The sequence below is a fragment of the Pararhodobacter zhoushanensis genome, from assembly GCF_003990445.1.
GTDB classification, from domain to species: Bacteria; Pseudomonadota; Alphaproteobacteria; order Rhodobacterales; family Rhodobacteraceae; genus Pararhodobacter; species Pararhodobacter zhoushanensis.
In genome coordinates, this window is record NZ_REEZ01000005.1 from 36,720 (window position 1) to 59,935 (window position 23,216).

20 protein-coding genes are annotated in these 23,216 nt (G+C 66.7%); 12 read left to right on the top strand and 8 right to left on the bottom strand.

The genetic code is table 11. The features are described from left to right. Window positions 1-130 precede the first annotated feature (130 nt). Complete coding sequence (locus EAE28_RS12805; RefSeq protein WP_220443929.1) at window positions 131-1,267, top strand: LCCL domain-containing protein; 1,137 nt, start codon at window positions 131-133, stop codon at window positions 1,265-1,267. 49 nt (window positions 1,268-1,316) lie between these two features. Here EAE28_RS12805 and EAE28_RS12815 read toward each other — a convergent pair whose 3' ends face one another. From EAE28_RS12815 to EAE28_RS12840, 6 genes are all read right to left on the bottom strand, one after another. Next, the gene (locus EAE28_RS12815) at window positions 1,317-2,948 is read right to left on the bottom strand and encodes a tetratricopeptide repeat-containing sulfotransferase family protein (RefSeq protein WP_127106846.1); all 1,632 of its coding nucleotides are present in this window, start codon (window positions 2,946-2,948) and stop codon (window positions 1,317-1,319) included. Window positions 2,949-3,033: 85 nt separating this feature from the next. Continuing rightward, window positions 3,034-6,432, bottom strand: a complete 3,399-nt coding sequence (locus tag EAE28_RS12820) for an error-prone DNA polymerase (RefSeq protein ID WP_127106848.1) — start codon at window positions 6,430-6,432, stop codon at window positions 3,034-3,036. Then, window positions 6,429-7,928 carry a Y-family DNA polymerase gene (locus EAE28_RS12825; protein ID WP_127106850.1) on the bottom strand — a complete coding sequence of 500 codons (1,500 nt, stop codon included), beginning with the start codon at window positions 7,926-7,928 and terminating at the stop codon, window positions 6,429-6,431. Before EAE28_RS12825 ends, EAE28_RS12820 begins: the two co-directional genes overlap by 4 nt. Before the next feature lie 326 nt (window positions 7,929-8,254). After that, window positions 8,255-9,493 carry a saccharopine dehydrogenase family protein gene (locus EAE28_RS12830; protein ID WP_127106852.1) on the bottom strand — a complete coding sequence of 413 codons (1,239 nt, stop codon included), beginning with the start codon at window positions 9,491-9,493 and terminating at the stop codon, window positions 8,255-8,257. 35 nt (window positions 9,494-9,528) lie between these two features. Further along, window positions 9,529-10,623 (bottom strand): carboxynorspermidine decarboxylase, encoded by a 1,095-nt coding sequence (locus EAE28_RS12835; RefSeq protein ID WP_127107324.1) that lies wholly within the window; start codon window positions 10,621-10,623, stop codon window positions 9,529-9,531. A 189-nt stretch (window positions 10,624-10,812) separates the two neighbouring features. Further along, the gene (locus EAE28_RS12840; RefSeq protein WP_127106854.1) at window positions 10,813-12,123 is read right to left on the bottom strand and encodes a FliI/YscN family ATPase; all 1,311 of its coding nucleotides are present in this window, start codon (window positions 12,121-12,123) and stop codon (window positions 10,813-10,815) included. Between the two features lie 99 nt (window positions 12,124-12,222). Here EAE28_RS12840 and EAE28_RS12845 point away from each other — a divergent pair, with 99 nt between their 5' ends. The 9 genes from EAE28_RS12845 to EAE28_RS12885 are packed head-to-tail and all read left to right on the top strand — an operon-like array spanning window position 12,223 to window position 16,779. Next, window positions 12,223-12,570, top strand: a complete 348-nt coding sequence (locus EAE28_RS12845; protein ID WP_127106856.1) for a flagellar basal body protein — start codon at window positions 12,223-12,225, stop codon at window positions 12,568-12,570. A 2-nt stretch (window positions 12,571-12,572) separates the two neighbouring features. After that, on the top strand, window positions 12,573-12,977 hold the full coding sequence (gene flgC / locus EAE28_RS12850) for a flagellar basal body rod protein FlgC (protein WP_127106858.1): 405 nt from the start codon (window positions 12,573-12,575) through the stop codon (window positions 12,975-12,977). An 11-nt stretch (window positions 12,978-12,988) separates the two neighbouring features. Continuing rightward, on the top strand, window positions 12,989-13,282 hold the full coding sequence (gene fliE, locus EAE28_RS12855; RefSeq protein ID WP_127106860.1) for a flagellar hook-basal body complex protein FliE: 294 nt from the start codon (window positions 12,989-12,991) through the stop codon (window positions 13,280-13,282). A gap of 31 nt (window positions 13,283-13,313) precedes the next feature. After that, a complete protein-coding gene (locus EAE28_RS12860; RefSeq protein ID WP_127106862.1) occupies window positions 13,314-13,580 on the top strand; it encodes a flagellar biosynthetic protein FliQ in 267 nt (88 codons plus the stop codon). A 3-nt stretch (window positions 13,581-13,583) separates the two neighbouring features. Beyond that, entirely contained in the window at window positions 13,584-14,300 is a 717-nt protein-coding gene (locus EAE28_RS12865; protein WP_127106864.1) for a flagellar hook-basal body complex protein, read from the top strand. Window positions 14,301-14,309: 9 nt separating this feature from the next. Continuing rightward, window positions 14,310-15,095, top strand: coding sequence for a flagellar basal-body rod protein FlgG (gene flgG / locus EAE28_RS12870; RefSeq protein ID WP_127106866.1), 786 nt, complete (start codon window positions 14,310-14,312; stop codon window positions 15,093-15,095). After that, complete coding sequence (gene flgA / locus EAE28_RS12875) at window positions 15,095-15,508, top strand: flagellar basal body P-ring formation chaperone FlgA (protein WP_127106868.1); 414 nt, start codon at window positions 15,095-15,097, stop codon at window positions 15,506-15,508. The genes flgG and flgA overlap by 1 nt, the downstream gene beginning before the upstream one ends. An 11-nt stretch (window positions 15,509-15,519) precedes the next feature. After that, window positions 15,520-16,236, top strand: coding sequence for a flagellar basal body L-ring protein FlgH (gene flgH, locus EAE28_RS12880; RefSeq protein WP_127106870.1), 717 nt, complete (start codon window positions 15,520-15,522; stop codon window positions 16,234-16,236). 9 nt (window positions 16,237-16,245) lie between these two features. Further along, window positions 16,246-16,779, top strand: a complete 534-nt coding sequence (locus EAE28_RS12885; protein ID WP_127106872.1) for a flagellar basal body-associated FliL family protein — start codon at window positions 16,246-16,248, stop codon at window positions 16,777-16,779. Window positions 16,780-17,034: 255 nt separating this feature from the next. On the opposite strand, the gene carB is transcribed toward EAE28_RS12885, so the two are convergent. Then, a complete protein-coding gene (gene carB / locus EAE28_RS12890) occupies window positions 17,035-20,364 on the bottom strand; it encodes a carbamoyl-phosphate synthase large subunit (protein ID WP_127106874.1) in 3,330 nt (1,109 codons plus the stop codon). Window positions 20,365-20,566: 202 nt separating this feature from the next. Between carB and EAE28_RS12895 the strand changes: the two genes are divergently transcribed. Both EAE28_RS12895 and EAE28_RS12900 read left to right on the top strand, forming a co-directional pair. Then, window positions 20,567-21,682: an aminodeoxychorismate synthase component I gene (locus tag EAE28_RS12895; protein ID WP_127106876.1), complete on the top strand. Its 1,116-nt coding sequence runs from the start codon at window positions 20,567-20,569 to the stop codon at window positions 21,680-21,682. After that, complete coding sequence (locus EAE28_RS12900; RefSeq protein ID WP_127106878.1) at window positions 21,643-22,248, top strand: aminotransferase class IV; 606 nt, start codon at window positions 21,643-21,645, stop codon at window positions 22,246-22,248. The genes EAE28_RS12895 and EAE28_RS12900 overlap by 40 nt, the downstream gene beginning before the upstream one ends. Window positions 22,249-22,442: 194 nt before the next feature. On the opposite strand, the gene EAE28_RS12905 is transcribed toward EAE28_RS12900, so the two are convergent. Next, window positions 22,443-23,147: a DUF599 domain-containing protein gene (locus tag EAE28_RS12905; protein WP_127106880.1), complete on the bottom strand. Its 705-nt coding sequence runs from the start codon at window positions 23,145-23,147 to the stop codon at window positions 22,443-22,445. Window positions 23,148-23,216 lie beyond the last annotated feature (69 nt).

Genomic DNA, 23,216 nt, shown 5'->3' on the forward strand with positions numbered 1-23,216 from the left:
CCGTTCTGGCATGCCGGTTTCCCAGCTCCGGCGCGGTGCTTTTCAACGCGCGCCGCGCCGGGGCTGACACAGAGCAACCCGGTGCGGCATGCACCGTGGTTTTTAACCTTAACGTCATGAGAGAAGTGCAATGATTTTTTCATTTTCCCCCTTTCGTCCGGCCACCCTTGGCCTTGCCGCGCTGATTGCGGGCGGTGCGGCCACCTCGGCGCTGGCCTGCCCGGACTGGAGCCAGTCAGGCGCGCCGGTGGCCTTTTCCGCCGATGAAATGTGGGTGCCGCAAAGCCTGCCGGTCGTTGCGGGCGGCAATGTCGACCTGAGCACCTGCCCGATCGAGGGCCACGGCTGGGTCATCACCGCGCCCGATTTCGACCTGACCGTGACCGACAATACCGCCGGGCGCGAGCTGGAATTCCGGGTCGAGGCCGAGTGCGACACCGTGCTGCTGGTCAATGACGCCACCGGAGCGTGGCATTTCAACGATGATGACGGCGACAGTCTTACCTCGCGCATCCGGCTGACCAATGCACCGGCCGGGGCCTATGACATCTGGGTCGGCACGTTCAATCAGGCCAGCTGTCAGGCGGCGCTGGTGCTGGAAACCTTCGGCGGTGCCGCCATGACCCCCACCGCGCCGGATGCGCCCGCCAACATGACCGGTCTGCGCAATCAGGTCGGTGAGACGCTCAGCTTCACCGTGACCGGTGCCAACTCAGGGTCGGTCTGGGGATCGGGTGTCTATACCGATGACAGTTCGGTCGCGCGGGCGGCGGTGCATGCTGGTGTGCTGCAGGTGGGTGAGACGGGCGTTGTCGAGGTGACGATCCTGCCGGGCCAGCAGTCCTATGCGGGGTCGTCCGCCAATGGCGTGCAATCGTCGAACTATGGTACCTGGTCAGGCAGCTACAGCTTTGCAGGTATTCCCGACGCGCCTGAGGCACCGATGGCCCCGACCAACCTGACCGAATACCGCGGGCAGGTGGGCGAGACGCTCAGCTTCACCGTGACCGGTGCCGGCTCGGGGTCGGTCTGGGGCTCGGGCATCTATACCGATGACAGCTCGGTTGCGCGGGCGGCGGTGCATGCCGGTGTGCTGCAGGTGGGCGAGACGGGTGTGGTTCAGGTGATGATCCTGCCGGGCGAGCAGAGCTATCAGGGCTCGACGGCCCATGACGTGCAATCGTCGAACTATGGTACCTGGCGCGGCAGCTACAGCTTTGTGATGCCCTCGGCGTCTCAGCCCGGTGCCCCGACGCAGGGCAAGTAAGCCATCAGCACAGAAGAAAGGCCCGGCGTCACCGCCGGGCCTTTTTGTTTCAGACGTTTTGACCCAGCCGGGCCAGGGCCGCGTTGAACGGGGCGAACTGCGCGTCATACCGCTTCCAGCCGCCCACCGAGCGATCCGAGATCGCCTCGCGCACCTGTGCCGCCGAGGCGGTGGTGATGACGCGCTGCGTGTTTTGCGGGGCCAGCATCGCGGCGTCCCAGTCCAGCCCCAGATGCGCGGCCAGACGGCGGGTTTCTCCCTCGGGGTCGGTGACCAGATCCTCATAGCGGCAGGTCAGGATCGCATCGGGGAATTGCGCCTGCCAATGGTCCATCAGCTCGCAATGCTGGGCGTAATAGCTGGCGATATCGTCCAGATCACAGGTCCAGTTCAGGCCCGGAACGGTGAAATGGGCGCGGTAGACCGACAGCGCGATGTCGCGCGGGTCGCGCAGGGTGCGGATGATGCGGGCCTGCGGGAACAGCGTCAGGATCAGCCCGACCCAATCGGCATTCTGCGGCATCTTGTCGGTGATGCGCTGGGCGTCGGGGGCGAGTGCGCGCAGGGCGGCAAGCTGCGCCGCCGCCGTGTCGCGCACGAAGCTTTCGTCCAGCTTGCGCGGGGCTTCCAGCAAGCCTGCGCCCAGCTGCATCATGGCGGGCCGCTCGCCCGCGCCATGCACGGCGGGGTGGCTGGCGAGGATCTGCTCGACCAGCGTGGTGCCTGAGCGGGGCATGCCGACCACGAAGACCGGCAGCGAACTGGGGTTGCCTGCCTCAGCCAGCCGCGCCACCGTCTGCGGCGTGAAGAGCGCCTTGAGGCGGGTAATTTCCTTGCGGCGCTGGCCGTGGGAATAGGCGGGCAGCGCGGCGCGGCGGGCGGTATTGGCGGCGGTCAGATGCGTGAAGGCCTGCGCATCCTCGCCGGTATCCGCCAGCGCCTTGGCCAAAGCGAAGTCCAGATGCATCCTTGTGTCGCCCGTCGCTTGGGCGTGCTGCGCCTGCATCTGCGCGATCAGCGGATCGCCGGGGGCAAAGCGGGTGATCATCGCCAGCCCTTCCCAGGCGTTGCCAAGGGCGGGGTCGGCATCCAGCGCGGCGGTGAAGCTGGTGCGGGCGGCGTCCAGATCGCCCTGCGTGGTGCGGATCTCGCCGGTGATCATCTGCGCCTCGGGGTGGTCGGGCAGCTTGGCCAGCGTCGCCAGTGCCGCGTCCAGATCGCCCTGCGCTCGCTGGATCGTCGCCAGCATCAAGAGCGTGCCCGCGTGATCGGGTTCCAGCGTCAGTGCCTGCGTGGCGGCGGCCTTGGCGGCGGCCCAGTTGGCGCGCAAGACCAGCACGCTGGCCAGATTGCGCTGCATCAGGGCATCGTCAGGCTGCTGCGCCAGCGCGGCGCGGATCGGGGCCTCGGCCTCGGGCAGCGCGCCGGTGGCGATCAGCGCCGAGATCAGGTTGTGGTTCGCCTCGCCATACCCCGGTGCCAGATCGAGCGCGCGGCGAAAGGCGCGCGGAGCCTCGGCGGCGCGGCCATCCTGCATCAGCGCGACGCCCAGCACGTTGTGCAGCAAGGGCTCACGCGGGAACTGGCGGATCAACGCGCGGGTCTGGGCGATGGCGGGGGCGAAATCGCCCGCCCGCATCAGCGCTTCGAGGTCGTGCATCTCGCGGTCGGTGGGCGGCATGGCGGCTCCTGTGGGGACTGGCCCCGTGGGTGCCCGTTGCGGGCCAAGGCGTCAAGTCCCCCGGGGCGCTCGGCCCCGGGGTGGGTCAGTGAAAATCCCGGCTGGGGAACAGGATCCTGGCCTGATCGCGCGGATGCATCGCCCCGCGCGCGGTCTTCGAGCGCAAGGGATGCTTGCCCGGCAGCTCACGCGCCTGCACCGGGCGGCGGGTCTCGTCGCCGCGGCCTTCGGTCGGGTCGATGGCCTCCATCCCCAATTCGCCCAGCAGGGCCAGATTGGGTGAGTAATCCTCGACCGTCTCGGCGATCAGGTGGATGATCCCCTGTTCGCGCTGCAGCCGCCCGGTGATCTTGAGCAGCCGCCCACCGATCACGATGCGGCGGAACTGCTCGTAAACCTTGCGCCAGACCACGACGTTGCAGACACCCGTCTCATCCTCGAGCGTGATGAAGATCACGCCCGAGGCCGTGCCGGGCCGCTGCCGGGTGATCACCAGCCCGCAGACGCTGACCCGGTGGCCCGCGCGCGCCAGGTCGCGATGCGCGGTCAGGCCGGGCAGATGGGGGCGGATGATCTCCATCGGATGCGCCCTGAGCGACAGGCGCAGCGACAGGTAATCGTCGATCACCTGCTCGCCCAGCGTCATCTGCGGCAGGTCGGCTATGGGTTCGACGATGCCCTCGCCCTCAACCCCGAACAGCGGCAGCGGTTTGGGCGCGCGGATCGCCCGCACCGCCCAGAGCGCATCGCGCCGGTTGATGCGCATGCCGGCGAAAGCGTCGGCCTCGGCCAGTGTTTCCAGTGACGGGGGCGGCACCCCGGCGCGGCGCCACAGGCTTTCGACATCCGGGTAGCCATTGCCGCGCGCCGCGACGATCCATGAGGCATCCTCTTCGCGCAGCCCCTTGATCTGGCGGAACCCCAGCCGCAGCGCCAGCGTGCCGTCGGCGCGTTTTTCCAGCGTGTTGTCCCATTGCGAATGGTTCACGCTGACCGGCCGGACCTCGTGCCCATGTTCGCGCAGATCGCGCACGATCTGGGCGGGGGCGTAAAAGCCCATCGGCTGCGAGTTCAGCAGCGCGCAGGTGAAGGCCGCCGGGTGATGGCGCTTGAGCCAGGCCGAGGCATAGACCAGAAGCGCAAAGCTGGCGGCGTGGCTTTCGGGAAAGCCATATTCACCGAAGCCTTCGATTTGGGCAAAGCATTGCTCGGCAAAGGGCAGATCATAGCTGCGTTCCAGCATGCCGTTGATGAACCGGTCCTTGAAGGTGCTGATCGTGCCCATCCGCTTGAACGTCGCCAGCGAGCGGCGCAAACGGTCGGCCTCTTCGGGGGTGAAGCCTGCGGCGACCACGGCGATCTGCATCGCCTGTTCCTGAAACAGCGGCACGCCCAGCGTGCGCCCGAGCACATGTTGCAGGTCGGTCGAGGGCAGGACGATGTCCTCCTTGCCCTGACGGCGGTTGATATAGGGATGCACCATGCCGCCCTGAATGGGACCGGGCCGGATGATCGCCACCTCGATCACCAGATCGTAGAATTTGCGCGGTTTCATGCGCGGCAGAAAGTTCATCTGCGCGCGCGATTCCACCTGAAACACCCCCACCGCATCGGCGCGGCAGAGCATGTCATAGGTCTCGGGGTCCTCGCGCGGCAGGGTTTCCAGACTCCAGTCATGCCCGCCATGCTGGTGCACCATATCAAAGCATTTGCGGATGCAGGTGAGCATGCCCAGCGACAGCACATCCACCTTCAGGATGCCCAGAGCGTCGATGTCGTCCTTGTCCCACTCGATCACCGTGCGCCCCTCCATCGAGGCGTTCTCGATCGGGCACAGCTCGTCCAGCCGGCCCTTGGTGATGACAAACCCGCCGACATGCTGGCTGAGGTGGCGCGGAAAGCCGATGATCTCGGCGATCAGGTCCATGGTCAGCGCCAGCCGCCGGTCGTCAGGGTTCAGGCCCAGCTCCAGCAGGCTCTCGCGGCTGGGTGGGCGCGAGGACCAGCCCCAGCTGCCCCCGGCAATCGCCGCCAGCATATCCTCGCTCAGCCCCATCACCTTGCCCACCTCGCGGATCGCGGCGCGGCTGCGGAAATGGATCACCGTTGCGGTCAGCCCGGCGCGGTGGCGGCCATAGGTCTCATAGATGTGCTGGATCACCTCTTCACGGCGCTCATGCTCGAAATCGACGTCGATGTCGGGCGGCTCGCCGCGCGCCTCGGACATGAAACGCTCGAACACCATGGAAATCACATCCGGCGAGACCTCGGTGATGCCCAGAACGTAGCAGATCACCGAATTGGCCGCCGAGCCGCGCCCCTGACACAGGATGCCCCTGCTGCGCGCAAAGGCCACGATGTCATTGACGGTCAGGAAATAGGCGGCAAAGCCCAGCCTGGCGATGATGCGCAGCTCTTTTTCGACCTTCTCCATCGTCTTTCGCGGCACGCCATCGGGGAAACGCCACCGCAGCCCCTCTGCCGTCAGCCGTTCCAGCCGCTTTTGCGGCGGTTCGCCGTTGGAAATCTCGTCGGGGTATTCATAGCTCAGCTCATCGAGCGAGAACGCGCAGCGCCCGGCAATCTCCAGCGAGCGGCGCACCGCTGCCGGGTGGTCGCGGAACATGCGGGCCATGTCGGCGGGCGATTTGAGTCGCCGCTCGGCGTTGGGCAGCGACCGGCGGCCGATCTCGTCGATGCGGCATTTCTCGCGCAGGCAGGTCAGCACATCGGCCAGACGGCGGCGGCGACCGTGATGCATCAGCGCATCGCCCACCGCCACCATCGGCACGCCACTGCGCTGGGCCATCCCGGCAATGGCATCCAGCCGATCCTCATCGCGCCCGTCATAGCGCGGGGCGGCACCGATAAAGACATGGCCGGGAAAGCGCCGCATCATGTCGCGCAACAGGGTGATGGGGGCGGGGCCCTGCGTGGGGCCGGGCATGGGGTCAGGGGGCAAGGCGATCAGGATCAGGCCTTCGGCGCCGCCGTGATCGCCGCCCTGCAGATCGTCCAGCCGCAGATCGCAGTTGCCCTTCTCGGCGCGCCGCTTGCCGGTGCTCAGCATCCGCGACAGGCGGGCATAGGCGGCCCGGTCGGTGGGCAGCGCCACCCATTCCACGGGCGAATCGCTCAGCACCAGCCGCGCGCCGATGATCAGCTTGGGCAAGCGCGGCGGCACGGGCAGGCCGGGGCCGCCGTGGCTTTGGCGGCTGGACGGGTCATGCACCATCTGTCCGCGGATCGTCACCGGCCCGCCCGTCTCCAGCGCCCGCGCGATCTCGCGCAGGGCCGAATGCGCGCGCACCACCCCGGCCAGCGAGTTGCGGTCGGTGATGGCGATCCCGGCCAGCCCCAACTCGGCGGCGCGCGCGACCAGTTCCTCAGGGTGCGAGGCCCCGGTGAGGAAGGTGAAGTTCGACGTCACGCACAGCTCGGCATAGCCGGTCTCGGGCGTCATATCCTGACCACGTTCGCTCATGCGAATTCTCCTTGGACCCACCAGCCGGGGTCTTGCGGGGTGAAAAACAGCCACAACCGAGGGCCCTCGACCGTGTCGATGCGCCAGTAATCGCGCACGCCGCTGCGCCAGCCGGGATCGTCCAGCCACCATTCGGGCGTCAGACGTTCTGGCCCGGTGGTGCGCGCGGCGGTCAGCGCGCGCCGCCGCCAGCGAAAGCGCTGCGGCGGGCCCGAGGCCCGCAACCCGATCAGGGGCTCGGGCGGGAACAACACCAAAGGGCGGTCAGGACCGGGGGGCCAGGCGGCAGCGCCGGGGGCCTCGGTATAGGCGGCGGCAGCGATCTGGAAGGCACGCTCGGGGATATGGCTGTCGGCGGGCAGGAAGCGGGTCAGCGCCTCCAGCCCCAGCCGGTTGCCCAAGCGCGTCATCAGATCGGCCAAAGCGTCTGAATCCGTGGTGCCGCGCGCGCCCGCGCCCTGTGTGCCGGTGACCTGCGCGGGCGGCAGGGATTCCACCAGCGGCGCGGTCAGCCGCATGGCGTCAAAGCCGAAACCGGCATCCAGCGCCTCGACCGCGCGCGCGAAGAGCGCGGCCATGGCCGGCGCGTCACGCATCGGGCGGGCGAGGGCGATCTCGGCCTCGGCCCGCGTGCCGTCGCTGCGCTGAAGCTCCAAATGCAGGCGGCGCGCGCCGTGCTCCTCGGCGCTCAGCCGGGCGCAGAGCCGCACCAGCAGCCGTTCCAGACCCGCCATTACATCGGTGGCCAGACCAATCGGCTCGGGCAGGTTGAGGCGGATGGCATAGGGCGCGTCCTCGGGCGGGGCGGCAACCGGCTCGCCCACCGCGCCAATGGCTTGATCATAGCGCAACAAGAGATCGCCGCCAAAGCGCCGGGCCAGCGTGGCGCGGGAGGCGCGGGCCAGATCCTGCACCTGCCGGATCCCGAGGCGCGACAGCGGCAGGCAGATCTCGGCAGGCAGGCGCAAGGCCGCCAGCGGCAGCGCAGCGATCGCCTCGCGCGCCTCGGCGGCCAAGGTCACCGGGGCCGGGGCATGGCGCGCCAGGCCCCAGGCCGCGCCGCGTGTGGGCGCCACGGCGACCCGCGTCTCGAACCCCATATCGGCCAGCCGCGCGCGCATGTCACGCACCAGCGCGGCCTCCCCGCCCCACAGATGTGCCGCGCCGCTCAGATCCATCACCAGCCCGTCACTGCCATCGACGGCAATCCACGGTGCATAGCGCAACGCCCAGCGGCGCAGGCCGTTGAGCGCCTTGAGGGGCCACTCGGGATCGTAAGGCCGGGTGGTGAGCGTCGGCAAAAGCGTGCGCGCCTCGGACAGCGATTGCCCCCGGCGCACCCCCAGTGCCTCGGCCGAGTGGCTGAGACAGGCCAACACGTCACCCCGCCCCTGCCGCGCGATCAGCGCAAACGGGGTTTTCAGGGCCTTCTCCCGCCGCTGGTGCACATCGCTGGCCAGCCGGGGAAGGAACAAGGACAGGGTGCGCGGCTCCATTGCTCCTGACGTGTTCGCTATATGTTCTCATCTAGCGCGGCCAGGAAAACGAGTCGAGTCAGGGGGGAGGGGCGGCGCTCGGGCCCATCGAGGGCCCTCGCGCCGCTCGGGGGCGCTGCCCCCGCCGGACCGTGCCGGCCCGCCCCCGGGATATTTCAGGCATAAAGTTGCAGGTTAACAAACCGTTAACGCCCAACTTTATGCTGCAAATATCCTCGGGGGGTGAATTCGGCTTTAGCCGAAGAGGGGGGCCGAGGCCCCCCTGAACGCACGAAAAGGAACGCGCGCGGGCGTGCCCGCGCGCTCAGGTCAGATCCTGCGGAAACTCAGGCGTTCCAGGGGCGGTCGCCGGTCGCGTCCTTGACGCGGGTGGGCAAGCCGATGCGGTCGAGCACCTCGAAGAACGGCTTGGGGTCCAGTTCTTCGACATTGACCATGCGCGAGACGTCCCAGACCCCTTGCGCGATCAGGATCGCGGCGGCGACGGGCGGCACGCCGGCGGTATAGCTGATGCCCTGGCTGCCGACCTCGAGATAGGCCTCTTTGTGGTCGGCGACGTTATAGACAAAGACCTCGGCCGGTTTGCCGTCCTTGGTCCCCTTCACCAGCGTGCCGATGCAGGTTTTGCCCACATAATCCGGCGCCAGCGAGGAGGGGTCTGGCAGCACGGCCTTCACGACCTTGAGCGGGATCACTTCCAGCCCTTCGGCCGTTACCACCGGCTTTTCCGACAGCAGGCCCAGATTCTTCAACACGGTGAACACGTTGATGTAGTGATCGCCGAAGCCCATCCAGAAGCGCACATCCGCCTGCGGGTAGTTGGTGGCCAGCGAGTGCACCTCGTCATGCCCGGTCATATAGGCCTTCTGGGTGCCCACCACCGGCAGGTCCCATTCGCGCCCGACCTCGAACATCGTGTTCGACTGCCACGCGCCCTTCTGCCACGAATACACCGTGCCGGTGAATTCGCGGAAGTTGATCTCGGGGTCGAAGTTGGTCGAGAACCAGCGCCCGTGCGAGCCGGCGTTGATGTCGACGATGTCGATCGACTCGACCTGCGGGACGAATTCGTCGATGCCAAAGCGCGCAAACGCGTTCACCACGCCCGGGTCAAACCCCACGCCCAAAATCGCCGTCACGCCCTTCTCGGCACAGGCGGCGCGGCGTTTCCATTCGTAGTTGCCGTACCACGGCGGGGTTTCGCAGATCTGGTCGGGCTCTTCGTGGATGGCCGTGTCCATATAGGCCACGCCCGCCTCGATGCAGGCTTCGAGCACCGGCATGTTCACGAAAACTTGAGCGACGTTGATGACGATTTCCGCCCCCGTCTCGCGGATCAGGGCAACCACGGCCGCCGAATCGCGCGCATTCAACGCATGGGGTTGCAACACGCCCTCGACTTTCATCGCGCCCTTCTCGTGGACCGAGGCAATGATCGCCTCGCATTTCGAAAGGGTCCGGCTGGCGATATGAATCTCGCCCAGAATGTCGTTGTTCTGCGCGCATTTATGCGCGACGACCTGGGCGACGCCCCCGGCTCCGATGATCAGTACGTTGCGTTTCATGCGCCCATGCACCTCCTTGGGTTTGGTGTCTGTGTTCACGACAGGGCTGCCGCGAAATCCTCATAGCCGAAATCGCGGACCTGCCGGACGGTTCCGTCCAACTCGCGCACCGCAATCGCCGGCATCTTCACGCCGTTGAACCAGTTCTTTTTAACCATTGTGTAACCGGCAGCGTCCTGAATCGACAAACGGTCCCCGGCTTTCAGGGCCTCGGGGAAGCGGAACTCGCCGAAAATATCGCCCGCCAGACAGGATTTACCGCAGACCATCCATTCGTGATCGCCCGCGTTCGGGCTGACCTTGGCCTGTTCGCGGTAGATCAGCAGGTCGAGCATATGGGCCTCGATCGAGCTGTCCACAATCGCCAGATTCTTGCCGTTGTGCAGCGTGTCCAGCACCGTCACCTCGAGCGTTGCCGCCTTGGTGATCGAGGCTTCTCCCGGCTCCAGATAGACCTGCACGCCGTTCTGGTCGGCAAAGCGTTTCAGCCGGTCGGCCAGCCGGTCGAGCGGATAGCCCTCACCGGTAAAATGCACGCCGCCGCCCAGACTGATCCACTCCATCGAGCGGATCAGGAAGCCGAATCGCTGTTCGATCAGCGAGAGCATGGCGTCGAAACGCTCGAAATCGGCGTTCTCGCAGTTGTTGTGGAACATGAAGCCGCTGATCTTGTCGGCGACTTGCGCGATCTTTTCGGGGTCATGCTCGCCCAGCCGCGAGAAGGGCCGCGCGGGGTCGGCCAGATCGAAGCTGGAGGTCGACACGCCCGGATTGACGCGCAGCCCGCGTTTGTGCCCGACGCTTTGCGCCTCGAACCGGGTCAGCTGGCCGATGGTGTTGAAGATGATCTTGTCGGAATGCGACAGCACCTCGTCGATCTCGTTGTCGGCATAGGCCACGGAATAGGCGTGGGTTTCCTTACCGAACTTCTCGCGTCCCAGACGGACCTCGTACAGCGACGAGCTGGTGGTGCCGTCCATATACTCGCTCATGAAATCGAACACCGACCATGTCGCGAAGCATTTCAGCGCCAGCAGGGATTTCACGCCCGAGGCCTCACGCAGCCAGGCGATCTTTTCCATGTTCGGCAGAAGCCGGGATTTGTCGATCAGGTAATAGGGGGTTTGCAGCATCTCGGGCCCTCCCGTTGGCCAGGGGTCAGAGCGGCATCCAGCGCGCGCGGCCCGGATACAGGCAACGCCGTCTGCGCACAAATGGTTTTCGGTTGCGCGCCGCTGCTGCAAATCGTGCCACGCAGGGTCGGTCGGCGTCTTGCCCTTCACATAGGGCAAAACGCGCGGATCACCAGTGCTGCGGTCTTACCCCTCAAGCGCCTTGCGCAGCCGGGCGAAGCTGTCGGCGTTGGATTTGGCGGCCTGACCGGCCAGAAACCCGTCCAGTTTGGGAAAGAGCTTGATCGCCCGGTCGGTCAGCGGGTCCGACCCCTGGGCGTAAAGCCCGGCCTGCACCATCATCTCGGCCCGCTCCCATGCGCCGATCAGGCGCCGGGCCTCGGCGATCTGGGCGTTCTCGCCGGGCGAGGCGGCGGCGGGCAGGCTGCGCGAGACAGAGCGCATCAGGTCAATCGCCGGAAAGCGCCCGCGTTCGGCAATCGTGCGGTCCAGAATGACATGGCCGTCCAGAACGCCGCGCAGGATATCGGCCACGGGTTCGTCCATATCCGAGCCCGCGACCAGCACCGTAAAGACCGCCGTTATGTCGCCCTGCGCCTCTTCGCCGGGGCCCGCGCGTTCGGCCAGGGCCATGATCTGATGCGCGGTCGAGGGGGGGAAGCCGCGCAGCGAGGGGTGCTCGCCAGCGGACAGGGCGATCTCGCGATGCGCCTCGGCGAAGCGGGTGACGGAATCGCACAGCAGCAGCACATGCTTGCCCTCATCGCGGAAATGTTCGGCTACGGTCATCGCTGTCAGCGCCGCCCGGCGGCGCGCCAGCGGCGACAGGTCCGAGGTGGCGCTGACCACGACCGAGCGCGCAAGCCCTTCTTCTCCCAGCACATCTTCCACGAAATCGCGTAGCTCCCGTCCGCGCTCACCCACCAGCGCCAGCACCACCACATCGGCCTCGATCCCGCGCGCCAACTGGCCCAGCAGCATCGTCTTGCCCACGCCGGACCCGGCGAACAGGCCCACGCGCTGCCCGCGCACCAGCGGCAGCATGGTGTTGAACGCATCGAGCCCCGTGGACAGCCGCCCGCCCAGCCGCTTGCGCCGCGCGGGTGAGGGCGGTGCTTGCCGTAGGCTGCGGTTGACCGGCCCGAGCGCCAGCGGACGGCCGTCCAGCGGCTCGCCATACGGGTCGATGACGCGGCCGATCCAGCTGTCATGCGGGGCGACGCCGTTGCGGCCCAGATGCTCGACCCGGTCGCCGATCGCCAGCCCTTCGGTCGCGGCTTCTGGCAAGACCTCGGCCCCGTCGCGGGTCAGGGCAAGGATCTCACCGCCGATCAGCGCGCCTTGCGCCGAATCGATCTGCACCCGGTCGCCCAGCCGCGCGCGTTTGGACAGGCCGTGTACCAGCAGCGTCGCGCCCTGCATGGCATGGATGCGTCCGAAATGGCGCACGGGGCGGACGCTGGCCATCTCGGCCAGCAGGGAATCGAACACGGACATGGGGCCTCCTGGCGCAACGCGCGTCTTGGTGACGCTCGATTACGGTTTCTAAACGAATCAGCCTTAATCCTTCGTGTAGACCAGCAACGGGAGAATCCCATGTTCCACAGCCTGGAGATCCTGCGCATGGCGCAGGCCTATGCGACCCACGCCTCGACCCGCCAACAGGCGATCGCGCAGAACGTGGCCAATGCCAACACGCCCGGCTATCGCTCTCGCGATGCCGTGCCCTTTGCCGACTATTGGCAGGCCAGCCAGTCCGGCCGGGCAGAGGGGCGCGATCTGATCCGCACGGATGAGCATCCGGCGACCACCTCGCCTGACGGCAACACGGTGTCGGTCGAATTCGAGATGATGCGCGCGGTCGAGGCCCGCCAACAGCACGAAACCGCGCTGGGCATTTATTCCATGACGCGCGATCTGATTCGCGCCGCAATCGGGCGGTGAGCATGAGCAACACCCTTGGCAATACCCTGATGCTGTCGGCAACCGGCATGCAGGCGCAGGCAATGCGCCTGCGCCATGTCTCCGAGAATATCGCGAACGCCGATACCCCCGGCTACCACCGCAAATACATCGCCTTTCAGGAGGCGGCGCTGCCCGGCGAACGCATGGGCCAGCGCAGCGGGGTTGAAACCGGCCCGCTGCAACTGGACCGCAGCGAGCTGACGCAGATCTACGACCCCGGCCATATCCTGGCCGATGAGAGCGGCCATTACGACGGATCGAACGTCGATCTGATGGTCGAAATCGCCGACGCGCGCGAAGCGCAGCGTTCCTATGAGGCCAACCTGCGGATGTTCGATCAGGCGCGGCAGATGTCGCAAAGTCTGATCGGCCTTCTGCGCAGATAAGGAGAATCCTGATGCAAGTCTCTGCCAATGCGGCCGCCCGTTCCTACGGCGCGGCACGACCCCTCACATCCCCGGATCCTGAAGCCGAGGGCGGCCCGGCCAGCACCGCAGGCCGTCTGGCCGAAAGCTTCACACAGGTGCTGCAGAACGCCGAAACGACGGCGCAGCAGACGATGACCGGCAACGCCGATCCGCACGCGCTGGTCTCGGCGCTGAGCGAGGCGCAGATGGCGGTCGAGACCGCTGTGGCCGTGCGCGACAAGGTGGTCGAGGCCTATCTCGAAATCCTGCGGATGCCCGTGTGATGGCCGCGCGTCTGACCGGGGGGGCTGGCCGATGACCGAGATCGCCTTCTTCGACATCCTGCGACAGGGCCTATGGGTCGCCGTCGCCATGTCGGCCCCGCTGCTGGGCGTCGCGCTGGTGGCCGGCCTGACGGTGGGTCTGTTTCAGGCCTTGACCTCGGTGCAGGAAATGACCCTGACCTTCGTGCCCAAGATCCTGGCGATGCTGATCGTCTTCTGGGTCTCGATGAGCGCGATGACCGCCATGCTGGTCGATTTCTTTCGCGGGCAGGTCATTCCCATCGTGGCGGGGGGCTGAGCCATGGATAACGCCGGTTACACCCAGCTTGCCCGCCAGTCCGGGCTCTTGCGCGAAATCCAGATGATCGCGCATAACATCGCCAATCTGTCCACCACCGGCTTCCGGCGCGAGGGGCTGCTCTTTTCGGAATATGTGCAGGATCTGGATCATCAGGAGGAATCCCTCTCGATGGCCGCCGCCCGCGCGCATCAGACCTATCTGACGCAGGGACCGCTCACCATGACCGGCGCGCCGCTGGATCTGGGGATCGAGGGTGAGGGTTTCTTCACCATCCAGACCCCGGATGGCGAACGCCTGACCCGCGCCGGGCATTTCACCCCCAACCAGAACGGCGAGCTGGTCACGCCCGATGGCCACGCGCTGCTCGATATCGGCGGGGCGGCGGTCTTCATCCCGCCCGAGGCTGCGCAGATCTCCATCGCCCGCGACGGCACGATCAGCGCCGATGGCCAGCCGCTGGCCCAGATCGGGCTGGTCCTGCCCGAAGACCCGTCCGAGCTGCGCCGCGAGACCGGTGTGCTGCACGAGGCGACGGGGGCGACGGTCCCGGTTGAGTTTCCGGTGATCCTGCAGGGGTTTCTGGAGGAATCCAACGTCAACGCGATTTCGGAAATGGCCCGCATGATCGAGGTCCAGCGCGCCTATGAGATCGGTCAGAAATTCCTCGACCGCGAGGATGAACGCATCCGCGCCGTCGTCCAGACCCTTGGGAAATAGGAGAGTTCCATGCGTGCCCTACAGATTGCCGCCACCGGCATGAGCGCCCAGCAGATGCGGGTCGATACCGTGGCCAACAACCTCGCCAACATGTCGACCACCGGCTACAACGCCCGCCGCGCCGAATTCGCCGACCTGCATTATCAGCAGCATACGCGGGCCGGGACGATCTCAGCCTCGGATGGCACGTTGGTGCCGACCGGCGTGCAGCTGGGGCTTGGCGCGCGGCCTTCGGCGGTGGCGATGCAGGTTCAGCAGGGGGTGCTCAGCGCGACCGGCGGAGATCTCGATCTGGCGATCGAGGGGCGCGGCTGGTTCGAGGTCACGCTGCCCGATGGCCGCTCGGCCTATACCCGCGATGGCGGGCTGAAACGGACGGGCGAGGGGCTGATCGTCACCTCGGACGGGTATGAGGTCGCGCCGGGCATCACCATTCCCGTCGATGCGCGGCAAATCTCGATCAACGCGCAGGGCGAGGTTTACGCCTATTTCGCCGACCGGGTGCAGCCCGAGCGGCTGGGCCAGTTGATCCTTACCGGGTTCACCAACGAGCGCGGGCTTGAGGCGCTGGGCTCGAACCTGTTTGTCGAGACCGAAGCCTCGGGCCCGCCGGTGCAATCGGCCCCCGGTGAGGACGGGCTGGGCACCGTGCGGCAGGGGTATCTTGAGGAAAGCTCGGTCGATCCGGTGCGTGAGTTGACCGAGATGATCAAGGCGCAGCGCGGCTATGAGCTGAATGCCAAGGTGATCACCGCCGCCGACCAGATGCTCGCTGCCACCACGCAGGTGCGCTGATGATCCGCGTCGCGCTGCTGTTGCTGCTGGCCGCCCCGGCGCAGGCCGATGTCCTGCTGGCGGCGCGCACGCTCAGGGCCGGCGCGCAGCTGGGACCGGGCGACATCATCTTTCAGCCCGACCCGGCCCCGGTCGGCACGGCTTCCAACCCCGACGACGTGATCGGCCTTGAGGCCCGCGTCACGCTCTATGCAGGCCGCCCCATCCCGCTGGCCAGCCTTGGCCCGCCCGCCATGGTCGAACGGAACCAGCTGGTCACGCTGGTTTTCCAGCAGGGCGGCTTGCTGATCCGCGCCGATGGCCGCGCGCTGGGCCGGGGCGCCGAGGGCGACGCGGTCCGCATCATGAACCTTGCGTCACGCAGCACGGTCTCCGGCACGATTGTCGGCCCGGCGCTGGTGAGCGTGCCCTGAAAGGACGATCCATGCGACGCCTTCTGCTGATCCTGCCGCTCGCCGCCTGTACCGATCTGGCGTCGGTGGGCAGCCCGCCCGAATTCGCTCCGCTCGACCCCAATCTCGAACACCACGCGCTCTATAACGTGCCGCTGCCCGAGGTGACCGAGCGGCGCAGCGTGGTCGATACGGCCTCGCTCTGGTCGTCCAGCCAGCGCTCGCTGTTTGGTGACCGGCGGGCGCGCGGGGCCGGGGATATTCTGACCGTGGTGATCGAGATCAACGATTCGGCGCAGATTTCCAACTCTACCGCGCGGGGGCGCTCGGGCTCGCAAAGCATGGGGGTGCCGCAGCTCTTTGGCTTGCCGCAAGCGATTGACGACCGCTTGCCGGCCGGGGCCAGCATGGCCGATGCGGTGTCGATGGATTCCGCGTCCAGCTTTCAGGGGCAGGGCACGGTCAGCCGCAATGAACAGCTGACCCTGCGCGTGGCGACCACGATCATCGAGACGCTGCCGAACGGGGTACTCAGGATCGAGGGCAGTCAGGAGGTCCGCGTGAACAACGAGCTGCGCGAGCTGATCGTGACCGGCTACATCCGGCCCGAGGATATCTCGCGCCGCAACGACATCGCCTATGACCGCATCGCAGGCGCGCGCATCAGCTATGGCGGGCGCGGGCAGATCAGCCAGATGCAGCAACCGCGCTATGGCCAGCAGATCGCTGACATCGTGCTGCCGTTCTGAGGAGGCGTTATGATACGCAAACTGCTGCCCGTTCTGTTGCTGCTGGTCGGTCTGGGCGCCGGTGTCGGGGCCGGGATCTTTCTGAAGCCCGCCGCCGAGGACCATGGCGAGACGGCTGATGCAGGGCATGGGGCCGAGGCCGCGCATGGCGCGGAGGCGGGGCATGGAGACGACACCGGCCACGGTGAGACCCCCAGCCATTACACTCCGTCCAGCGGCCCCACGGAAACCGTCCGGCTGCCCAACCAGTTCGTCGTGCCGGTGATCGCGGATGGTCAGGTGCATGCGATGGTGGTGATCGGGCTGGCGTTGGAAATGTCGGTGGGCAACACGTTCAGCCTGGTTGAAAACGAGCCGCGGCTCAGGGCGGTGCTGCTGCAACTGCTGTTCGACCACGCCAATATCGGCGGGTTCGATGGCATCTTCACCTCGGGCGAAGCGCTGCTCGCGCTCCGCCGCACGCTGCGCGAAGCGGCGCGGGCAGAGCTTGGGGACGAGGTGCAGGACGTGCTGATCACCGACTTGCTGCGGCAGGAGAGCTAGGCGGGCAGAGATCGGGCAGGGGTGGGGTGAAACCCCACCCTACGGCGCGCACGCGGGGGCATACCACGTAGGGTGGGGTTTCACCCCACCTTGCCCAAGGCGTCACGCGATCCCCGCGCGCGGTGCCACCGCCATTTGCCCGCGCGATGCGCTGGCGGGTGCCTGCCATCTGACCTAAGCCGTTAGCCCGGCCCCCAAACGCAACGCGCCGCGAGAGGGGGCTCTCGCGGCGCGTCGGTTCTTTCGGGGGCGGGATCAGCCCTGCAGGGTGCGAACCCCGTAGCCTTCGCGCCGGGCCATCATCGCCTGCGTCGCGGCAATCGAACCGGCGGCGGTGGTGAAGTAGGGGATCTTGTCCATCAGCGCGACGCGGCGGATGTCGCGGCTGTCGGCGACGGCCTGCGCGCCCTCGGTGGTGTTGAACACCAGCGCGATATCACCGTTTTTCAGCCGGTCGACGATGTTCGGACGGCCCTCATAGACCTTGGCAACGCGCGTGGTGGCGACGCCTTCGGCGGCCAGCCAGGCGGCGGTGCCCCCCGTGGCGACCAGCTCAAAGCCCATGCCCGCCAGATCGCGCAGCGCGCCGGCCAGTGCGTCGGTCTTGTCACCGTCGCGCACCGAGACAAACACCCGGCCCTCTTCGGGCAGGATGGTGCCCGCGCCCATCTGCGCCTTGAGGAAGGCCAGCGGGAAGGAGCGGTCCCAGCCCATGACTTCGCCGGTCGAGCGCATTTCCGGCCCGAGCAGCGTGTCGACGCCGGGGAAGCGGGCGAAGGGCAGCACGGCTTCCTTGACCGAGAACCACGGGGTGATCGGGTCGGCCAGCGTGTTGGGATCGGCCAGCGGCAGCGGGCTGTCGGGGCCGACGCCAGCCGGATAGGCGGCGCGCATCGGGAAATTCGCCATCGGCTCGCCGGCCATAAGGCGCGCGGCAATCGAGGCGATCGCGCTGTCGGTCGCCTTGGCGACAAACGGCACGGTACGGCTGGCGCGCGGGTTGACCTCGAGCACGTAGATCGCGCCGTCCTTGATCGCGAACTGCACGTTCATCAGACCGACAACACCCAGCGCCAGCGCCATCTTCTCGGTCTGCACCTTGAGTTCGGCCACCGTCTCAGCCGACAGCGAGTGCGGCGGCAGGCAGCAGGCGCTGTCGCCCGAGTGCACACCGGCCTCTTCGATATGCTCCATGATACCCGCGACATGCACGGTCTTGCCATCGCTCAGCGCATCGACGTCGACCTCGATCGCGCCCGAAAGGTAGCTGTCCAGCAGCACCGGGTTCTTGCCCGAGACGGTCACGGCGTTGGTGATGTAGCGCCGCAGATGGTCCATGTCGCGCACGATTTCCATCGCGCGGCCGCCCAGAACATAGGACGGGCGGATCACCAGCGGGAAGCCGATACGCTCGGCGATCTCGATCGCCTGCGCGTCGGTCGAGGCGATGCCGTTGATCGGCTGCTTGAGGTCCAGCTTTTGCAGCAGTTGCTGGAACCGCTCGCGGTCTTCGGCCAGGTCGATGGCGTCGGGGCTGGTGCCCAGAATCGGGATGCCTTCATCGTGCAGGGCATTGGCCAGTTTCAGCGGCGTCTGACCGCCGAACTGCACGATGACCCCGTGCAGCGTGCCATTCGACTGCTCGACGCGCAGGATTTCCAGCACGTGCTCCAGCGTCAGCGGCTCGAAATACAGCCGGTCCGAGGTGTCATAGTCGGTCGACACGGTCTCGGGGTTGCAGTTGACCATGATGGTTTCATAGCCCGCATCGGTCAGCGCATAGCAGGCGTGACAGCAGCAGTAGTCGAACTCGATCCCCTGACCGATCCGGTTGGGTCCGCCGCCCAGAATGACGACTTTCTTCTTGTCCGAGGGCCGCGCTTCGCATTCGACCTCACCCATCGCGGGCTGCTCATAGGTCGAATACATATAGGGCGTCTGCGCTTCGAATTCGGCGGCGCAGGTGTCGATGCGTTTGAACACGGCGTGGACACCCGCGCTAAGCCGGACGCGGCGCACTTCGGTCTCGGTGGTGTCCGTCAGCGCGGCAAGGCGGGCGTCGGTGAAGCCCAGCACCTTGAGCGCGCGCATGCCCTTGGCATCCTGCGGCAAACCATTGGCGCGGACCTGTGCCTCGGCGTCGACGATTTCGCGGATGCGGGCCAGGAACCACGGATCGAAGGCGGTGACCTGATTGATGTCGGCATCGCTCAGCCCGTGGCGCATCGCCTGCGCGATGACACGCAGGCGGTCCGGGGTCTGCTCGCTGAGCGCCTTGAAAATCGCCGCCTTGTCGGGCGCGCCGGGGATGGCGATCTCGTCAAAGCCGTTGAGGCCGGTTTCCAGCGAGGCCAGCGCTTTTTGCAACGATTCGTGGATCGTGCGGCCAATCGCCATGGCCTCGCCCACCGATTTCATCGCGGTGGTCAGCTCGGGCTTGGAGCCGGGGAATTTCTCGAAGGCAAAGCGCGGGATCTTGGTGACGACATAGTCGATGGTCGGCTCGAAGCTGGCGGGCGTGACCTTTGTGATGTCGTTGTCCAGCTCGTCGAGCGTATAGCCCACAGCCAGTTTCGCCGCGATCTTGGCAATCGGGAAACCCGTCGCCTTGGACGCCAGCGCCGAGGAGCGCGACACGCGCGGGTTCATCTCGATCACCACCATGCGGCCGTCGGCCGGGTTGATCGCCCACTGCACGTTCGACCCGCCGGTTTCCACGCCGATCTCACGCAGCACGGCAATCGAGCCGTTGCGCATGATCTGGTATTCCTTGTCGGTCAGGGTCAGCGCCGGGGCGACGGTGATGGAGTCGCCCGTGTGCACGCCCATCGGGTCGATGTTCTCGATCGCGCAGACGATGATGGCGTTATCCGCTTTGTCGCGGACCACTTCCATCTCGAATTCTTTCCAGCCCAGCAGGCTTTCATCAATCAGCACCTGTGCCATCGGGCTGGCTTCCAGACCCGAGCGCACGATGGCCTCATAGTCGTCGCGGTTATACGCAACGCCGCCGCCGGTGCCGCCAAGGGTAAAGGCCGGGCGGATGATCGCGGGCAGGCCGACGTATTCAATCGCCACCATCGCTTCGGCTACACCGGCGGCGATGTCGTATTTGCCGTTGGGCTTCTTGGGCGCGGCGATGATCGTCGCCTTGGGGTTTTCCAGCCCGATCCGGTCCATCGCCTCGCGGAACAGCTTGCGATCCTCGGCCATCTCGATGGCCTCGCGGTTCGCGCCGATCAGCTGCACGCCGAATTTCTCCAGCACCCCCATGTCGGCCAGCGACAGCGCGGTGTTCAGGCCGGTCTGCCCGCCCATCGTCGGCAGCAGGGCGTCGGGGCGTTCGGCCTCGATGATCTTGGCGACGACTTCGGGGGTGATCGGCTCGATATAGGTGGCATCGGCCAGTTGCGGATCGGTCATGATCGTCGCAGGGTTCGAGTTGACCAGGATGACCCGGTAACCCTCTTCACGCAGGGCTTTGCAGGCCTGGGCGCCCGAGTAGTCAAACTCGCAGGCCTGACCGATCACAATGGGGCCGGCGCCGATGATCATGATCGATTTGATATCGGTTCTTTTCGGCATATCTCGGCCCCTTCCAAGGCAGCGCGCGGGACAAAGAGCCCGGGCCTGCGGATTCGTGCTGTTAGCAAATTGCGCAGGGTTTAGGGCCTCGAACGGCGCTTCGCAACCCCGCTTTCAGCGCTTTGAAACGGGGGCGGTCGCGCGGCTCTGTCACCCGGCCTGTCACCGTGTTACGGGGCAGCGCAGATGGCGGAAACCGGCAATGATCCTGATCGAACACGGCCCCTACGGGCAACCCGCTCTTTTCAAGGGTACGCAGCAGCTGTTGACCGCCTGGACCGCAGATGAGGTGATGCCGGTTCTCGCCGCCGCCGACGCAGCGCGGCGGCGCGGGCTGTGGGTGGCCGGGATGCTGGCCTATGAGGCGGGCTATGCGCTGGAACCGCGCCTGTTGCCGCTGATGCCGCCGGACCGACCGGGGCCGCTGGTGCAGCTGGGGCTGTATGAGGGGCCGGCAGCGGTGGCGCCGATGGGGACCGACGGCAGGCTCGGGCCGATCCGGCCGGGTTTGACGCAAGCCGCCTATGACCGCGCGATCGGGCAGGTGCTGGACTATATAGCGGCGGGCGATTGCTATCAGATCAACCTGACCTTCCCGCTGCATACCCGGCTGGAAACCGGCACGGCAGTGGGGCTTTACGCCGCGTTGCGCGACCGGCAGGCGGTGGGATTTGGCGCGCTGGTCGATCTGGGGGCAGGGCCGGTGGTGATCTCGCGCAGCCCCGAGCTGTTCTTTCGCATCCGCGACGGGCTGATCGAGAGCCGCCCGATGAAGGGCACCCGCCCGCGCTCCCCCGATCCGGTCGAGGATGCGCGGCTGGCGCAAGAGTTGCAAAGCAGCCCCAAGGACCGGGCCGAGAACCTGATGATCGTCGATCTCCTGCGCAACGACATCGCGCGGATCAGCGTGATCGGGTCGGTCCGCGTGCCCGAACTTTACGCCATCGACAGCTTCGCCACGGTGCATCAGATGTCCTCGACCATTCAGGGCCAGCTCTTGCCGGAGGTGGGTCTGCCCGAGGTTATGCAGGCGCTGTTTCCCTGCGGCTCGATCACTGGCGCGCCGAAAATCCGCGCGATGCAGATCATCCGCGAGATCGAAGCGCAGCCGCGCGGGGCGTATTGCGGCGCGATTGGCTGGGCCGCGCCGGATGGGGATCAGGAATGGAGCGTGGCGATCCGCACGCTGTCGCTGTCAGCGGACGGATCGGTGGTGTTCAATGTTGGCGGCGGGGTGGTCTCCGATTCCACACCGCAAGGGGAATGGGAGGAAGCGCTATGGAAAGCCGCCTTCGCGGGGCCGACGCGCCCGGTCTGAAACTGATCGAAACGATGCTGTGGGACGGTTCGGGCGTCGCGCTGGAACCCCTGCACCGCGCGCGGCTCTTGGCGGGGGCGCAGGCGCTGGGCTGGACGTGTCCCGCGTTTGTGCTCAAGGGGCCCTCACACCCCGCCCGCCTGCGCCTGACGCTGGATGCCGAGGGCGTCGTCACACTGGAACCCGGCCCGCTGCCGCCGCCGAAAGAGATCTGGCGTCTCGCTCTCTCACCCGAGCGCCTGACCTCCAGCGACCCCTGGCTGCGCGTCAAATCCACGCGCCGCGCCGCGTATGACCGCGCCCGCGCAGCGCTCCCCGAAGGCATTGATGAAGTCCTCCTGCTCAATGAACGCGGCGAGGTCTGCGACGGCTCGATTACCACTCTGTTCTTCGACCGGGGAAACGGCCTGCGCACCCCGCCGCTTTCAGCCGGTGTGCTGCCGGGCGTCCTGCGCGCCTCGCTCGCAGTGCCTGAGGAAACACTGCTGCCGGACGATCTGCCCTTTGTGCGCCTCTGGATCGGCAACGCTTTGCGCGGGTTCTGCCCGGCGCTCTGGGTCGGGTGACCGGGCAGGGGGGCCAGCCCCCCGCCGCGCCCAGGGGCGCGACTCCCCCCGGGATACTTAGAGACAGAAAATGCGGCGTTCAGGTTTTGTTAACCATGCCCATTTTCTGTCCTTAAATATCCTGGGGGGTGAATTGGCCGTCAGGCCAAGAGGGGGGCAAGGCCCCCTTTTCCGACCCCTTTAGCCGCGCAGCCTCAGACCTTGGGCGGCGGGTCGAGCAGCACTGCGCGCGAGTGCGAGGCGAATTCGCGCGACCAGATCAGCCAACTGACCACGGCGCTTGCCATCAGCAATGCCCAGGGCCCCAGCAGCCAGGCCATCGACGCCAGCGCGAAATAGGTCGCGCGCAGGCCGCGGTTGAAGTTGAAGGCAGCGCGGATGTTGATCTCGGCCGACTGCGCGGCACGGGGATAGGCGAGGGGGTCGTCGGTGTCGTTGGGCACCGCCGACATCACGATCAGCGCATAGCCGAACAGCCGGTTCGACCACAGGAACTTGAGAAACGCGTGGCTCAGGAACAGCGCGGGCAGCAGCAGTCGCGCTTCGAGAATCCGCGCCGAGGGATCGGTGAGCACCAGATCCTCGGCCACACCGACCAGCCGCTCGGTATTGCCGATCAGCGCGAACAGCCCGCCCAGCGCCAGCAATGTGGTCGAGGCCAGCCAGTTGGCGCTTTGGCGCAGACTGCTGAGCACCGAAGCGTCATACATCCGTGGCATCCGCGTGACGAACTCGCGCAGCCATTCGCGTCGGTAATCAGCCATCAGCACGGTTACCGAAAGCTTTTTCGCCCTGATCGATTCGATGCGCGCCTGCAGCCCGAACCAGGTGGCGGCGATCAGGATCAGGGCCAGCAGGTCGGGCCAGCTGAATACCGAGAGCAACGACGTGAGGGTCATGGGCGGTCCCTGTTCGTGAGGCTCAAGATGTCCGACGCTGCGACCGGGGTGTCAAGGCGCTGTGCGGCC

Bases quoted from the DNA above. Each gene is read 5' to 3' on its own strand.
- EAE28_RS12825 (WP_127106850.1), bottom strand. From the start codon at position 7,928: ATGGAGCCGCGCACCCTGTCCTTGTTCCTTCCCCGGCTGGCCAGCGAT.
- EAE28_RS12845 (WP_127106856.1), top strand. From the start codon at position 12,223: ATGTTCCACAGCCTGGAGATCCTGCGCATGGCGCAGGCCTATGCGACC.
- flgC (WP_127106858.1), top strand. From the start codon at position 12,573: ATGAGCAACACCCTTGGCAATACCCTGATGCTGTCGGCAACCGGCATG.
- EAE28_RS12805 (WP_220443929.1), top strand. From the start codon at position 131: ATGATTTTTTCATTTTCCCCCTTTCGTCCGGCCACCCTTGGCCTTGCC.
- EAE28_RS12830 (WP_127106852.1), bottom strand. From the start codon at position 9,493: ATGAAACGCAACGTACTGATCATCGGAGCCGGGGGCGTCGCCCAGGTC.
- flgG (WP_127106866.1), top strand. From the start codon at position 14,310: ATGCGTGCCCTACAGATTGCCGCCACCGGCATGAGCGCCCAGCAGATG.
- EAE28_RS12885 (WP_127106872.1), top strand. From the start codon at position 16,246: ATGATACGCAAACTGCTGCCCGTTCTGTTGCTGCTGGTCGGTCTGGGC.
- EAE28_RS12815 (WP_127106846.1), bottom strand. From the start codon at position 2,948: ATGCCGCCCACCGACCGCGAGATGCACGACCTCGAAGCGCTGATGCGG.
- EAE28_RS12865 (WP_127106864.1), top strand. From the start codon at position 13,584: ATGGATAACGCCGGTTACACCCAGCTTGCCCGCCAGTCCGGGCTCTTG.
- EAE28_RS12820 (WP_127106848.1), bottom strand. From the start codon at position 6,432: ATGAGCGAACGTGGTCAGGATATGACGCCCGAGACCGGCTATGCCGAG.
- EAE28_RS12900 (WP_127106878.1), top strand. From the start codon at position 21,643: ATGGAAAGCCGCCTTCGCGGGGCCGACGCGCCCGGTCTGAAACTGATC.
- fliE (WP_127106860.1), top strand. From the start codon at position 12,989: ATGCAAGTCTCTGCCAATGCGGCCGCCCGTTCCTACGGCGCGGCACGA.
- flgA (WP_127106868.1), top strand. From the start codon at position 15,095: ATGATCCGCGTCGCGCTGCTGTTGCTGCTGGCCGCCCCGGCGCAGGCC.
- EAE28_RS12895 (WP_127106876.1), top strand. From the start codon at position 20,567: ATGATCCTGATCGAACACGGCCCCTACGGGCAACCCGCTCTTTTCAAG.
- flgH (WP_127106870.1), top strand. From the start codon at position 15,520: ATGCGACGCCTTCTGCTGATCCTGCCGCTCGCCGCCTGTACCGATCTG.
- carB (WP_127106874.1), bottom strand. From the start codon at position 20,364: ATGCCGAAAAGAACCGATATCAAATCGATCATGATCATCGGCGCCGGC.
- EAE28_RS12840 (WP_127106854.1), bottom strand. From the start codon at position 12,123: ATGTCCGTGTTCGATTCCCTGCTGGCCGAGATGGCCAGCGTCCGCCCC.
- EAE28_RS12860 (WP_127106862.1), top strand. From the start codon at position 13,314: ATGACCGAGATCGCCTTCTTCGACATCCTGCGACAGGGCCTATGGGTC.
- EAE28_RS12905 (WP_127106880.1), bottom strand. From the start codon at position 23,147: ATGACCCTCACGTCGTTGCTCTCGGTATTCAGCTGGCCCGACCTGCTG.